This window comes from Oscillatoria sp. FACHB-1407 (assembly GCF_014697545.1).
GTDB lineage: Bacteria > Cyanobacteriota > Cyanobacteriia > Elainellales > Elainellaceae > FACHB-1407.
Genome location: NZ_JACJSA010000017.1, coordinates 49,325 through 62,172, shown reverse-complemented (window position 1 = coordinate 62,172; position 12,848 = coordinate 49,325). Strand labels below are relative to the sequence as shown.

General features: G+C 50.8%; 11 protein-coding genes. 5 read left to right on the top strand and 6 right to left on the bottom strand.

All coding sequences use genetic code 11. The features are described from left to right. Nucleotides 1–214 precede the first annotated feature (214 nt). The 3 genes from H6G89_RS23815 to H6G89_RS23805 all read right to left on the bottom strand — a co-directional run bounded on the left by H6G89_RS23815 (nucleotide 215) and on the right by H6G89_RS23805 (nucleotide 2,948). Nucleotides 215–1,348, bottom strand: coding sequence for a HetZ-related protein 2 (locus tag H6G89_RS23815; RefSeq protein ID WP_190511103.1), 1,134 nt, complete (start codon nucleotides 1,346–1,348; stop codon nucleotides 215–217). 114 nt (nucleotides 1,349–1,462) lie between these two features. Continuing rightward, nucleotides 1,463–1,732 (bottom strand): hypothetical protein, encoded by a 270-nt coding sequence (locus H6G89_RS23810; RefSeq protein WP_309230091.1) that lies wholly within the window; start codon nucleotides 1,730–1,732, stop codon nucleotides 1,463–1,465. 115 nt (nucleotides 1,733–1,847) lie between these two features. Then, the gene (locus H6G89_RS23805) at nucleotides 1,848–2,948 is read right to left on the bottom strand and encodes an ABC transporter ATP-binding protein (RefSeq protein ID WP_190511101.1); all 1,101 of its coding nucleotides are present in this window, start codon (nucleotides 2,946–2,948) and stop codon (nucleotides 1,848–1,850) included. Between the two features lie 881 nt (nucleotides 2,949–3,829). On the opposite strand from H6G89_RS23805, the gene H6G89_RS23800 reads away from it, so the two are divergent. The 5 genes from H6G89_RS23800 (at nucleotide 3,830) to H6G89_RS35860 (ending at nucleotide 7,627) form a co-directional block, all read left to right on the top strand. Next, nucleotides 3,830–4,597, top strand: coding sequence for a hypothetical protein (locus H6G89_RS23800; protein ID WP_190511099.1), 768 nt, complete (start codon nucleotides 3,830–3,832; stop codon nucleotides 4,595–4,597). 96 nt (nucleotides 4,598–4,693) lie between these two features. Then, a complete protein-coding gene (locus tag H6G89_RS23795) occupies nucleotides 4,694–4,948 on the top strand; it encodes a hypothetical protein (protein WP_190511097.1) in 255 nt (84 codons plus the stop codon). Continuing rightward, nucleotides 4,949–6,127, top strand: a complete 1,179-nt coding sequence (gene mltA, locus H6G89_RS23790) for a murein transglycosylase A (RefSeq protein ID WP_190511095.1) — start codon at nucleotides 4,949–4,951, stop codon at nucleotides 6,125–6,127. Nucleotides 6,128–7,032: 905 nt separating this feature from the next. Then, nucleotides 7,033–7,299 (top strand): hypothetical protein, encoded by a 267-nt coding sequence (locus H6G89_RS23785; RefSeq protein ID WP_190511093.1) that lies wholly within the window; start codon nucleotides 7,033–7,035, stop codon nucleotides 7,297–7,299. A 199-nt stretch (nucleotides 7,300–7,498) separates the two neighbouring features. Further along, complete coding sequence (locus H6G89_RS35860; protein ID WP_255519497.1) at nucleotides 7,499–7,627, top strand: hypothetical protein; 129 nt, start codon at nucleotides 7,499–7,501, stop codon at nucleotides 7,625–7,627. Between the two features lie 43 nt (nucleotides 7,628–7,670). Here the strand turns inward: H6G89_RS35860 and H6G89_RS23780 are convergent, their stop codons facing one another. The 3 genes from H6G89_RS23780 to H6G89_RS23770 all read right to left on the bottom strand — a co-directional run bounded on the left by H6G89_RS23780 (nucleotide 7,671) and on the right by H6G89_RS23770 (nucleotide 12,771). Then, a complete protein-coding gene (locus H6G89_RS23780) occupies nucleotides 7,671–8,846 on the bottom strand; it encodes a pyridoxal phosphate-dependent aminotransferase (RefSeq protein ID WP_190511298.1) in 1,176 nt (391 codons plus the stop codon). 53 nt (nucleotides 8,847–8,899) lie between these two features. After that, nucleotides 8,900–9,649: a Tll0287-like domain-containing protein gene (locus H6G89_RS23775; RefSeq protein WP_190511091.1), complete on the bottom strand. Its 750-nt coding sequence runs from the start codon at nucleotides 9,647–9,649 to the stop codon at nucleotides 8,900–8,902. Nucleotides 9,650–9,936: 287 nt separating this feature from the next. Next, nucleotides 9,937–12,771, bottom strand: coding sequence for a TIR domain-containing protein (locus H6G89_RS23770; RefSeq protein WP_190511089.1), 2,835 nt, complete (start codon nucleotides 12,769–12,771; stop codon nucleotides 9,937–9,939). Nucleotides 12,772–12,848 lie beyond the last annotated feature (77 nt).

Sequence of the window (12,848 nt, the reverse complement as noted above, 5' to 3'; positions counted from 1 at the left end):
CTGCCACGATCCATTCTTCGATTGCTATCAATTGCCGAAAAGTATCAGCAATAGAACCGTATCGTTCAGCATCTACCCAACCTGAGTAGTAATCAATAATGACATCAAAGGATGTTTAACTTCGTAGGAGATACTGAGTCGAAATCGGACAATATCAGTAGCGCAACAAAACTGGATTGGAGGAAAAACTGCTCATTCACTGATCTCAAAAGATTTATGGCGTATTCCGCAACTCTTGAGCTGATAAATAAAGTTTACTCCATTCACCCGCAATCTGATTCGCTTTCATATTTAGCTCTTGAGCAATCACCTCCACTGTTTTTCCGGCTTTCATTTCGGCAATTAATTGTTGTTGAATTGGGGTACAAGTTTTTAGAAACTGCTGCCATTGCTCTGGAGTTAACCCCAAACTGTGCTCCTGCAATGAAGTACCGAGCCACGCTGTCACTAAACTTGATTTGGGATGCTTTGACGCAAAAACATTGATGGCGTGATAGCTGATTTTCTCCCGCAAACGATACACCTGTTTGATTGGCATATTGAGAGCTTGAGCGATCGCCTCTTGTGATTTTCCCTGTAGATGCAAGAGCAACCATTCCCCGGCTTCAGGACCCACTTTCTCGGTCAAATAAGTAACAAAACTATCTTTGACCGTATTTCGCAACCCCTGTTGCTCCTCCAGGAGTTGCTCATCCTGATATTTAGTCACCGCCTGATTATCCAGCAAGCTGACTGGATTGTCTGCCTCATCGGGGGTAATTTCCTCCGATACGAGCCGCACCAACTCCCCCGTTGGCACCTGAGTCATCCCCCCACGCGAGGTACGCCGCAGGTGATTAACAAAACGATAAACCAACAGCGGTTGATTCCGAATGGGGCGCAGACAATATTCCTCAATGCTGGTCAACAACAGCGCATTGCGTAGACGGGGATTCATCGTACATTGGGCAATCCATGTCATTTGTTGCCGAATGTAACTGTCACTTTGAATGAGTTCTTGAATCACTTCCTTAAGCACATCTGTGACCGATCGCTGGCGATCGCGTGACAGTGCTACCCAAGTCCGAATTTTGCTGCGAATCAGGAATAGGCTACTTAGCCGTTGAATTAACTTACTGTATGCCTTTTCTGGGGGCACCCCCAAATAGCGTTGCCGCAAAATGCGATAGCGATAGTCCATCGCCTGCTGTAATACGGCTAACTGAGTCGGCGCAAGCCCATCAAACCGTTCTCGATCTTCTCCAATCAGCCATTGGACGATAGCATCCTGGGCAGCGGTGGGTTGATCAGAGCAGTCTGTTTGGAGTCGCGATCGCCAATCTCGCGTTAGTTCCTCAGCGAGTGCCATTAAGAATAGTCCTTACAATCAAGTTGTCCCGATCAGTACCTATCTATCGTACTGATAAAAATTGTTCTCACACCCTGAGTTTGAAACACTCACCCATCTGGGGGGTTTAGCCCATCAACTTGGATCATCCATTGCTTCGATCGCCTTGACCAGACGCTCCAGCACCTGGGTTAGTCGGTCTAGACGTTCTAAAGCACTATCCTGATTTTCTGCCAAAGTTTGAACCGCATCACTCAACGCAAAGATTTGATATCCTTGCTGCTGCACCTGTTTTGCCAACACATCCACTTGCTGAGCCAGTTGATCGACCGTCTCAGTTGTCACAACCATCGCTTCACCAATTTGTTGAACAATTGACTCCAGTTGCATTGATTGAACTTCCACAGGTTAGCAACCTTAAATAGTAATTCCAAAGAGAGTTACGTCTAAGCCTACTGCATTCACTTGCGATCTGGGCAAAGTCACAAACTGATGTACCCTACAACAGATGTTATAGAGGTTATAGAGGCTCCATGATGCGATCGCCCGTTGTGGGATCAAAGACAAACAGATGATCGAGCGCAAGCTGAATCGAGAGTCGCTCTCCAACCGCAGGACGCAGGGTTGGTTCAACCTGAATGTTGATCACAGGCGACTGCATCGGGTCTTGATCCGGCAAAGCCGTACGAATTAGAATTTCGCGCCCTAGCGGTTCTACCACAGTCGCTACTACCATCAGATGGGCAGGCTCAGGCACTACGTGCAGATGCTCCGGACGAATGCCCAGGTTAAAACGTTGCCCCTGAGCCGAGCGCAACACATGCTGAAACCCCTCAGGACAGGGAATCGTCTGCCCGTCCATCAATTGAAACTGCACCCCGTCATAGGTGGCAGGCAAGATGTTCATGGGGGGGCTACCCAAAAACGTCGCCACCATCTGGTTAGTCGGTTGAGCATAAATGGTTTGTGGATCTCCAATCTGCTGAATCCGCCCCCGATTGAGCACCACAATCTGGTCTGCCAGGGTCATCGCTTCGACCTGGTCGTGCGTCACATAGATCGTCGTGATCCCCAGTCGTTGGTGCAGTTGTTTTAATTCAGCCCGCGTGTCATCCCGCAGTTGGGCGTCCAGATTTGACAGCGGCTCGTCTAACAGAAAAACTTGGGGTTCCCGGGCGATCGCCCGTCCCAGTGCCACCCGCTGTTGTTGTCCACCTGACAACTGACGGGGTTTGCGATCGAGCAGATGAGCAATGTCTAGCGATCGCGCCACACTTTCAATTCGCGATCGCGCCGTTTTGGTGTCACCGCCTCGCATCTTCAAGCCAAATGCCAGATTCTCTGCCACAGTCATGTGGGGATAAAGCGCATAGTTTTGAAACACCATCGCCACATCGCGCTGACGGGCAGGCACCTGATTGACCAGGCGATCGCCAATGTAAAGCTTGCCAGATGTTGCTGTCTCTAACCCGGCGATCGTTCGGAGAATCGTAGATTTGCCACAACCGGATGGACCCACCAGCACCCAAAACTGACCATCGGGCACTTCAAAGGTAATCTGGTCGATCGCCGTGACCCCAGCAAATCGTCGCGTAATGTCTTCTAAACAAACCCGTGCCACAGACTTAACCCAACATCAAACTCAACTTATTTTCACATACCGAGGGAGTAGAGCGCGGGTGGGTCACAAGTGAAGGATTAGAGTGTCCTGTGCGGACTCGATGCCTCCAGGTTTTCTGTAACCCGCGTTACAGGTTTTGCTCCTATCGCTGCGATCTCAATCGCCAAGCCCATAAGATTTGTCAGGCAATCAGACTACCCATAGTCTCCGTTGCCACAGAGTCGATTCGCAAGGCATAAAATTGCTGGATAGAGCGTTAATAAATACGCATTTCAAGGCAAAAACTATAAACTTCTATTGATAAGTTTTAACCTTTACTTAATATCAGTGTTTATCCTTATTTATTAATAGAATTCCATCCTAAAGACGATGCATTAGATAATGAATTCTCCCTTGATGTAAACCGTCAAAACCCTTATCTTTTAACGAGATCCCCAATTCAAAACCAATCGATTACTACAACGTAAACTTTGGTATCATCCCCTTGTCTTCTTGAGTCAGAGTGCTATTGTAGTAATTGAAGCTAACAAGCTTCCCTGGCAGATTTAACAGCCAAGTTCACGTTAGTTCAAGGAGTAAAAAGCTGTTTCATTTGAATCTGTCTCGTCCAACAAACAACAGCATTCAATCCGAAGGTTGACATTTTCCCACCTAGCAAGCAGGGAGTTACAAAACTGAATAAGATTGGTTTTTGAGCCAATTTGAATCCGGTTTTACTCCACATAGCATGACCAAACAGGGAAGGTTACTCAACGAGTCGTGACTTGAATGCTGTTGTTGCTTTTAAAGGTATCTTTGAGAAGATTTAAGTTCCAATGCCAAATAATAGCTGCTAAAATAGTACAAATGATCTACTAGTCAAAGGCAGCCAGAAGCACGTCATGGCAATTATTGCTCTCAAAGCCTGGTATCTCAAGGAATACGAGCCAATTCGAGATTTGGAAAAGCGGCCTCACGACCTCCGACTGAGCAAAAACAGTTTGTTGAAGTCGGCTCTGAGGGCTGATTTTCTCGAAGATAGTGCAGAGGTCAGGCAGGCTGAGTGGTTTCAGCGATATTTAGAAGGCGAAACGGTCGAGTTTTACATCGAGGGGAGTGGTGGCTATGCCATCTCCAATATCGATCTGATTAGCCACGAGATGTATTTCACCAAGCAAGATGTCATGGCGATGCTGGAGCCAACGATCTTCTTGTGTTATCAGACTGAGTTTTCTGAATCCAGTGATTTGCTCAGAGATGAGCTTCAGACCTGTCTGGATAAGATTAATGGGCGATCGCGTTTACCCCTTACACTTGAAGAATCGCACCGGATTACGGAGGGTCCAGTCCGGCTCAGCAGCAACCTGATGCGCAAGATCCGGAAAAGCTTGCTGTTTGTTGCCGATGGTACGCCCATTCTCACGATTGATAGCAGCCCGCCCCAACTGATACCTAGCCCAAAGGTTTGTGTTGAGGTGGGGTACGCGTTGCAAGCCAAGCGATCGGAACAGTTGATTTTGGCGCAGATGGAGCGAGCCGATCTGCCGGGACAATTTCCCTTTGATCTACCCAACCGCAACCGTCTGCCCTTTCGCAATAAAACCGACCTGCGCAAACAACTGATGCCCATGTTAGAAGCGCAACTGCAACGATTTAATTTGATTTCATAGTTTCGCTTTTCCCGACTTTTTGGGAATATTGACCTCAACACGATATAGGACTGCTATAGAGTATTGGTTGTTGAGGTTTGAGGAACGCCGTTTATTATGCCCAGAACCCCTAGCGAGTTTGCTGTCCACCTGATGTTAGACGGGGGACACCGTGAGGAAGTCCGATTTGCAACTATTCAAGATTTTCAGAAGTGGTACAGCAGTGAGTTGATGCCCAAGTCCGCCTCTGACGATTTCATTAGTGTTCCCATGAAGAATTTGCAAGGGGAATACATGGTTGTGCGTCCCTCTAGAGTGTTAGCCATCCGAGTGGAGCCTATCTATTTCGGCAGCGTCGATCGCGATTTCTAAATGGGAAAACTGCTCCGTCTAACTGTTGGCTTTTGTCTGGGCATGGTCGCGCTCATTGCGCCTGCTCAAGCTCAGTCCACTCCCCAGTTCTTGCCGCTTCAGCTCCGCGATCGCACCCAGTTGCCAGTGGAGAGTTATCCCACGCTGGTCGGGCTAGATGACCAGCTTTGGGAGCCACAACACCGTCAGGCATTGCTCACCGCGATCGCCCACTCGTTAGATTATTTGCAAACCCCTGCCGCAGAAGCCGCCTATCGGCAATATCCCGTTTCGGGGTTTACTCGCGACCGAGTCCGGCGGAGCTTGTTGCGATTTCGGGAGTTGGTGCAGACGACGCGATCGCCTGTCGCTCTGCAAACAGTTGTGATGCGAGAGTTTGAGCTGTACCAGTCTGTCGGACATGACGGATTGGGCACCGTTGATTTTACAGGCTATTTTGAGCCGACCTATGTCGCCAGTCGTGTTCCCACGGCTGAGTTTCGTTATCCGCTCTACCGGGAACCCGCTAACCTGACGCAGTGGACGCAACCCCACCCCACTCGGACTCAGCTAGAGGGCAGAGACGGGCTTCAGGGGTCACGGGGTCTGTTGCGAGGGTTGGAGTTGGTCTGGTTGCGCGATCGCCTGGAAGCATTTTTGATTCAGGTGCAGGGCTCAGCCCGCTTGCAACTGGCTGATGGCACTGTTATGACAGTGGGCTACGCAGGACGCACCGAGTATCCCTATACAGGTATCGGACGAGAGTTAATTCGCGATGGCAAACTACCCCAGGAAGGGCTGACACTGCCGAGAGTAATTGCCTATTTTCAGCAAAACCCGGACGCATTGAATGAGTACTTGCCGCGCAACAACCGCTTCGTCTTCTTTCGGGAAACTGGAGGTGCTCCACCCCTGGGAAGCCTGAGCGTGCCTGTCACTGCCGAACGCTCGATCGCCACAGACAAGACTCTCATGCCTCCAGGTGCCCTGGCTCTGATTCATACCCAACTGCCCTACGCCACTGAGACAGACATCGAACAGCGATTTGTCAGCCGTTTTGTGCTCGACCAGGATACAGGCGGAGCCATTCGAGGAGCCGGACGAGTGGATGTGTTTATGGGGACTGGAACCCTGGCAGGCGATCGCGCCGGACTGGTAAACACCACTGGACAGCTTTATTACCTGCTGTTGCGGGAATGAGCCTTGGCTCTCGCGCCGGACTGGTAAACACCACTGGACAGCTTTATTACCTGTTGTTGCGGGAATGAGCCTTGGCTCCCGCGCCGGACTGGTAAACACCACTGGACAGCTTTATTACCTGTTGTTGCGGGAATGAGCCTTGGCTCCCGCACCGGACTGGTAAACACCACTGGACAGCTTTATTACCTGTTGTTGCGGGAATGAGCCTCTACTTCTTACCAGTTAACGCGATGTGCAACTAATACGCCCTCATCCCAACCCTTCTCCCTAAAGAGAAGGACTTTGAGCCATCGTCGGGTTCCCTCTCCGGTGGGCTACCGTGTACACACATCCTTGCTCTGTCAATAAGAAACTCGGTTACTGCAACGAGTTTGAGAACCAGGCATTGGGGGATTCTCCCCCAAACCCCCATTGGGGGACGCCACTGCCTCCCCCAAACCCCCTAGCAGAAGGTGTTTCGATGAACCCAAAGGCGCGCTTCGCATCGGTTCCAAGTACGGGTGCTTCTGGTTGGGTCAAGCCCAGGTGCATCTGATGGTTAGGGGAGTGGCGGTTAAAACCACAGCTACCAGAACAAAAACTGCCTACAGGTTCAAGACCTCAGTCCGCGTCGGCAGACTTCGCTCTAATCGCCGCGAATTCATTCGCCGGGCTCTTAAACTGAACTGACGTTATACCAATTTGAATTGGCTTCGCTGCACATGATTCCGTAAGGGCGTTTCGTGAAACGCCCCTACCCAGTGATCTGCCAGAATCAAACATTAAATCGGTATTACCTGCTAAAACACCCCTACAAACATTTGCAACGATGTTTGCAACGATCGCAATTTAATCTGATACTAGACTTCCTTTTTTTTCGGCTTTCCTTAAGGATTAGAGGCATCTACTTCTAAGGAACATCAGGCATGATGGATCTAGAAGACGTCCTCAATTTCACAGGCAGACTTTATGGAAATGAACGAATTGTTGACTCTGGTACTCCTGCTGAGTCCAGGGTTGTTGCTCTCAGTCATCCTGATGGTTGTCTTTGCAGCGGGTGGCTGATGACGATTTTGGATTTTAGAGTGACGATTTTGGGCGATCGCCTTGATTATGAGGCTATTCCAAATCCAAAACCCAAAATCCAAAATGGAATAAGTTTCGTAAGAAATTCCCTGATTGATCAGTTGTGAGGTCGCATGACTGAACAGAGAATGAGAAGGGTAAGCCTTAGCTTTTCCAATCGACAGTTCGTAGGTGGTATGGCTAGGATGACCGACTATTCTCTGATCTCCATCTATGCAGCCCCCAGATTCCTCTCAACTCGTGATCAAATACAATATTCTTCCAAGAGAAGATGGGGTACTCCTTTGCCTTTGGGAGCCTGCCCCTATGGATGAGACACGTGTTAAGCCCTTCCTATATATGGTTCGGCAACGACTTTCCTCAGAGGATGAGGCAAAGCAATTGTTGAACTTCTATTTAACGGCTTACCAAACTGCACAGGCAGTTTGTCATTGATAAACCTGAGTTCTGGTAAGGCTTTTAGCGGTTGAAACCGCAGCTACGAGCCTGAGGAGGTTATCGCCTTTAACCCGTACACAAAACGCCCGATCCCCTCGATCGCTGTGTCCTGCTGCAACGCACCATACGCAATCCGCAAATAGCATCCCGACTCGATGCCAAACGCATTTCCTGGGATCACTGCAACTCCGTGCTCTCGAATCAGTTGCTCCGCCAGTTCCAGAGCATCGCGTTCTAAGTGAACCCGCACAAGACAATAAAAAGCTCCCTGACTGAGGGGCACGGTGCAGAGGTGCGAAATTGTGTCGAGTTCAGCCAACACGGTTTGACGAATCTGGGCGATCGCCTCTAGTTTTGTCTTACAGTATGTCACGCCTGCCTGAAGTGCCCCTAACGCTGCAAATTGGGAGATCACAGGTGGGCAAATCAACACGGTATCCTGAATTTTTTTCACTGCATTTAACAAATGTCTGGGGATCACCATATAGCCGATCCGCCAACTGGCAAATCCATAAGCCTTAGAAAGGGTGTAGAGCGAAATCGTGTAATCGGCACTGTCAGGAAACGCACCCGGTGAGATGTGGGGCACGCCATCGTAGGTGAAATATTCGTATGCCTCATCGCTGATATGGTAAATACCGTGTTCGCGGCACATCTGGTTCACCGCTTGCAGAGCCGCTTGCGAGTAGACTGCTCCCGTTGGATTGTTGGGCGAGATCGTGACGATCGCCTTCGTACGATGAGTAATCGCCGCTCGAATGGCATCTGGACGAAGCTGATAGTGTTCATCCGTCGCGACCAACACGGGACGACAACTGGCGATCGTTACCGCCATCTCATGGTTGAAGTAATACGGGGTTTGCAAAATGATCTCATCGCCGGGTGATGCGATCGCCAGCAATGCATTCATAAAGCCCATGTTGCTGCCTGCGGTGACAACCACACAATTTTGATCCGTGATGGGAATACCGTTTTCTTGCTGAAGCTTTTGCGCGATCGCCTCCTGGAGGGGCGCGATCCCCTGAACCGATTTGTACTTGTGGTTCTCTGGATCTGACAAAAAGTGAGAGAGTTGGGCGATCGCCTCTGGTGGAGGACTGTAGTAAGCCACTCCCTGCCCCAGGGAAATCGTTCCGGGGTATCGCTGAATCAGTTCACCAATGATGGGGATAATGGGCGATTGCACCGCCTGCATCCGGTCAGACTCATACTTCATAGCCAGGCACTGAAAGGGTGATTGACCCATGGTATACCTGGAGCCACCCTGGATTAGATGCGTTTGACTGATTTGGGCGATCGCCACAGAAACCAGTACACCCCAACCATGGCAACCGCGATCAACACCACAACGAGAGTCAAACTGCGGGTAAACGACCGACGAATCGTTTCAAAGATTTGCTTGACAGGCACATAGGTGATGCGAATTCCAACAATTTCGTTCAATTTCCAACCAAAGCCATTCAACGTGCCATAGTGCATCAACATACTTTGGGGGGCAACATCGACGGTACTGTGACATTTCAAGCAACTGGGATTGTTGACGGCGATCGGCTCTGCAATGTAAAATAGCCGCACTCCATTTTTGGTTTCAAATCCAGTTAGCTCCGGCAAGCTGCGTTGCTTGATTTTGTTAATGAGAGCCGTTTCAAACCCATCTGCTTTATCTCGTAGATTGGTAGGGTTTAACACCGCTTCTTTATAAAAGAAATCTTCGTACTCCGTCTGCGATCGCAGTTGTTGAAACACCTCTTGCGCCGCGTAGGATGGCACACTTTGTGGATAGAATTCGCTGAAGTTGCGGCTAGAAAACAGGGGGTTGACCTGATCCTGGGTGTAATCCCGAATCGATGCCATCGTGTCCATTAACAGGCGAGCTTTGGTGGTGATTTGCAGCTGTGCCTGGTGGTTGAGTAATCCTGCTAGCAAGATGCCGCTGGCAATGACCGCTCCCAAAAACCAGACCAACACCAGCGGGAGCATGGGGAGACGTGACTGCGATAGTTTGAGGAGACGTTGCATAGGGGTGGAAGGTGGGAGGGTAGGAGGTAGGGGGACGTCTACGCTATCCAGAGAGGGGCTAGCGATCGCCACATCCTGTTAGCCATTAGGGAACCGTCTGCACTATGGCGTTGATGGGAATCCAATTTGGGATCTGGTAATTAGGAGCCTGAACCCGGCGAATGAATTCGCGGCGATTGGAGCGAAGTCCACCGACGCGGACTGAAGTCTTGAACCTGCGTAGGTAGGTTTTGTTCTGGTAGCTGCGGTTTTAACCGCCATTCCCATAACCGTCAGATGTACCTCCATTAAGGAGAGGCAAGGGTGTTTGTCGTTGGAGCAAAGCCACACACAGCGCGATCGCCATCTGACAGAAACGCATTGGTCTGGAGATAGCTCTGAATCCACTGGCAACCGAGTGTCATCAACTGCTCGATCGGCTGCGTTTGAATTGGCTCTAAATTCCACAGGGTGACCATTCCATCTAAGCTGGGAGCAACAAGTGTTTTGCCATCGGGGCTAAAGCTGACGCTGGTTATGCCATGGCGGTAGGCTTCTAACCGAGCTAGCCGAGTGCCCTCCCGTGTCCATAAGATCACCGTGCCATCTTCGCTGGCGGATGCTAAGAATTGACCGTCAGGGCTAAATTGGACGCTGTTAATTGTTTTGTCGTGTTCGTTCAAAGTTGCCACTAAACGACCCCGGTCATCCCACAGCTTGACGCTACCGTCACCACCGCCCGATGCCAAAATCCGTCCCTCTGGCGCAAAACTCAGGCTAAAGATGCCATGCTGATGGGCATCCAAAGCGGGAACGACCATGCCATTTTGATGCCACAACATCAAAGTGCCATCCATATCACCACTAGCGTAAATTTGCCCATCGGGGCTAGTGGCAACGGAATAAACCGCACTGCTATGTCCGGCGAACACATTGATGGATTGCCCTTGCAAATTCCACAGGCGCACGGTGCGATCGCCCCCTGCGGTTAAGAGGGTCTGTCCGTCTGGGCTAAAGGCAACGCTATAGACTGCCCCACGATGTCCCCGGAGCGTTTGCAGCAGTTGTCCCTCTCGGCTCCAGAGTTTTGCAGTTTGGTCTTCGCTGGCAGTCGCGATCGCCGCTCCATCGGGGCTAAAACTCGCCTCCCAAATAGAGCCTGAGTGAGCCGCTACCGTCTGAATCAAGGTGCCGTCCTGTCGCCACAGTTGCAGTGATCCACCATCACCCCCGGTGACAAAAATGGAGGTTGCGGTTGGCGTCGGAGCACTTCCTTGAGGCGCGATCGCAGGGCTAAAGCTGGCAGCCAGAGCGGCTCCTCGTTGTTCATAAATTGTCCGCGTTAGGGGATTGTGAATCTCCCACAGGCGGACGTTGTGGCTGTAGGTGCCTGACACCAGCAGAGGTTGGGTTGGATGAAAGCTAACATCTGTCACACTGCTGTGACCAGGCAACGTCACCAGAGGCGTACCGTCCTGCCGCCACAGTTGCACCGTTTGATCGTCACTGGCACTGGCAATAAGCTGTCCATCGGGGCTGAACTTAACCGAGCGAACATGGTCGCTATGTTGTCTCAGAGTGGCGATCGCCTCTCCAGTACGTCTCCACAACCGCACCGTGTTGTCGCTGTGTGCCGTGGCTAACTGCTGCCCATCCGGGCTGAATTGCACACCAAAGACAATGCCTCCATCGGTAGGAATGGTTTTGAGAATCTGCCCACTGCGGCTCCACAGGTTCACCGTGCCGTTGCCATTAGCAGTGGCAAACGTCTGTCCATCGGGGCTAAAGCTAACATCCCAGATGATGCCGTTATTGCCCGTGTAAGTGGCGATCGCCTGTCCCTCAGGATTCCACAATCTCACAGTGCCATCTCCGCTGGTAGAGACGAGAGTTTGGCTATCTGGCGAGAACTCCACACTGTAAACCGCTTTGGTATGTCCTCTCAATGTATGTAACGAAACCCCGTCGCGGTTCCACAACTTCACCGTGCCATTTTGGGCGGCAGTGGCAATCAGCTGACCATCCGGGCTGAAGGTAACATCCAGCAGGGGCACTCCCCCTTGGGACATCGTAAATAGCAGTGTGCCATCGACTTGCCAGACTTTAACTGTGCCATCCTCACTGACACTGGCGATCGCCTGCCCATCAGGTGACCACTCCACCCCCCGCACAATATCAGCATGATCCTGGAGACGATTGCGCTCATGAATCCAGTACGTTGTCCTCAACAGAGCAGTCGTCACCTCGGCTCGAACCTCAGCGTCATTGCGAAGCCACCGGGTGTGGCGTAACCTATCCCCCGCATGGAGAGCCGTCATCAATGCTTCAAAGGGGCGACCAGAGGTAAACATGGCTTCTGAAGTCCGAGTGACGGAGATCAGGCTTTCCCGTCGTGCTTTGCGGTGTTGGTCGTAAGCTGCTAACCCCAATCCTGTAGCAATGACCAGCAACAGACTGATCCCCCCCAGAGCAATGCGTTGTCGATGGATCTCCTTTTGCTGGCGCGTTGCCTCCCCACTGCTGCTCTCCAGAATGAACTGTGTATGGAGTGGGGTTGGTTTGGGGTCTAGCTTGGCTCCCTGGAGTAACCATTCCTCGGCTTTCTTTAAATCTGTGCCACGCAGCAAAAAGCTAGCATCCCGCTCGTGTTTATCCCATTCAATTGCCTTCTCTAACAGGCGCGTGTGCGATCGCACATAGCCGAGATCCGTGTCAATGGCTGCCAATAAATTTTGGAGGGCGGTATCAAAATCCTCAGTATCGCGAAAGAAGATCCAGTTGATCGATGCCAGAGCGGGGTGAACCTGGTTGTACTGCACGTCCTTACAGACAATGGGCAGCAGTCGCTTACCACAGGCGATCGCCAGTTCTAATTCGATGTTGCATTCCCGTGAAGCAATCCAGTCGGGACTTAGCACAAAGACGATCGCATCGGCTCCCTCAACGCCAGCGGCAATCTCTGCTCGCCAATCAGAACTGGGTGGAATGTCTTCCCAATCAACCCAAACACCCCGATTGTGGGCACGAAATGCAGCCGTTAGCCGTTGAACAAATTCTTTATCGCGACGACAGTAGGAAACAAAAATCTCGTTCTCACGAACTGTAGAGGCGATCGCCTCAGTGTTGATCTCTGCACTGACCATATTTTTTACAGTGAAAATCGCGAGTAGTGTTTCAACTACTGCGGGTAGACAACAGACCTGAATAAAATAAGCGCGAG

Excerpts from the sequence above, each read along its gene's own strand:
- H6G89_RS23815 (WP_190511103.1), bottom strand. The coding sequence starts at position 1,348 with ATGGCACTCGCTGAGGAACTAACGCGAGATTGGCGATCGCGACTCCAA.
- H6G89_RS23800 (WP_190511099.1), top strand. The coding sequence starts at position 3,830 with ATGGCAATTATTGCTCTCAAAGCCTGGTATCTCAAGGAATACGAGCCA.
- H6G89_RS23795 (WP_190511097.1), top strand. The coding sequence starts at position 4,694 with ATGCCCAGAACCCCTAGCGAGTTTGCTGTCCACCTGATGTTAGACGGG.
- mltA (WP_190511095.1), top strand. The coding sequence starts at position 4,949 with ATGGGAAAACTGCTCCGTCTAACTGTTGGCTTTTGTCTGGGCATGGTC.
- H6G89_RS23785 (WP_190511093.1), top strand. The coding sequence starts at position 7,033 with ATGATGGATCTAGAAGACGTCCTCAATTTCACAGGCAGACTTTATGGA.
- H6G89_RS35860 (WP_255519497.1), top strand. The coding sequence starts at position 7,499 with ATGGATGAGACACGTGTTAAGCCCTTCCTATATATGGTTCGGCAACGA.
- H6G89_RS23780 (WP_190511298.1), bottom strand. The coding sequence starts at position 8,846 with ATGAAGTATGAGTCTGACCGGATGCAGGCGGTGCAATCGCCCATTATC.
- H6G89_RS23775 (WP_190511091.1), bottom strand. The coding sequence starts at position 9,649 with ATGCAACGTCTCCTCAAACTATCGCAGTCACGTCTCCCCATGCTCCCG.
- H6G89_RS23770 (WP_190511089.1), bottom strand. The coding sequence starts at position 12,771 with ATGGTCAGTGCAGAGATCAACACTGAGGCGATCGCCTCTACAGTTCGT.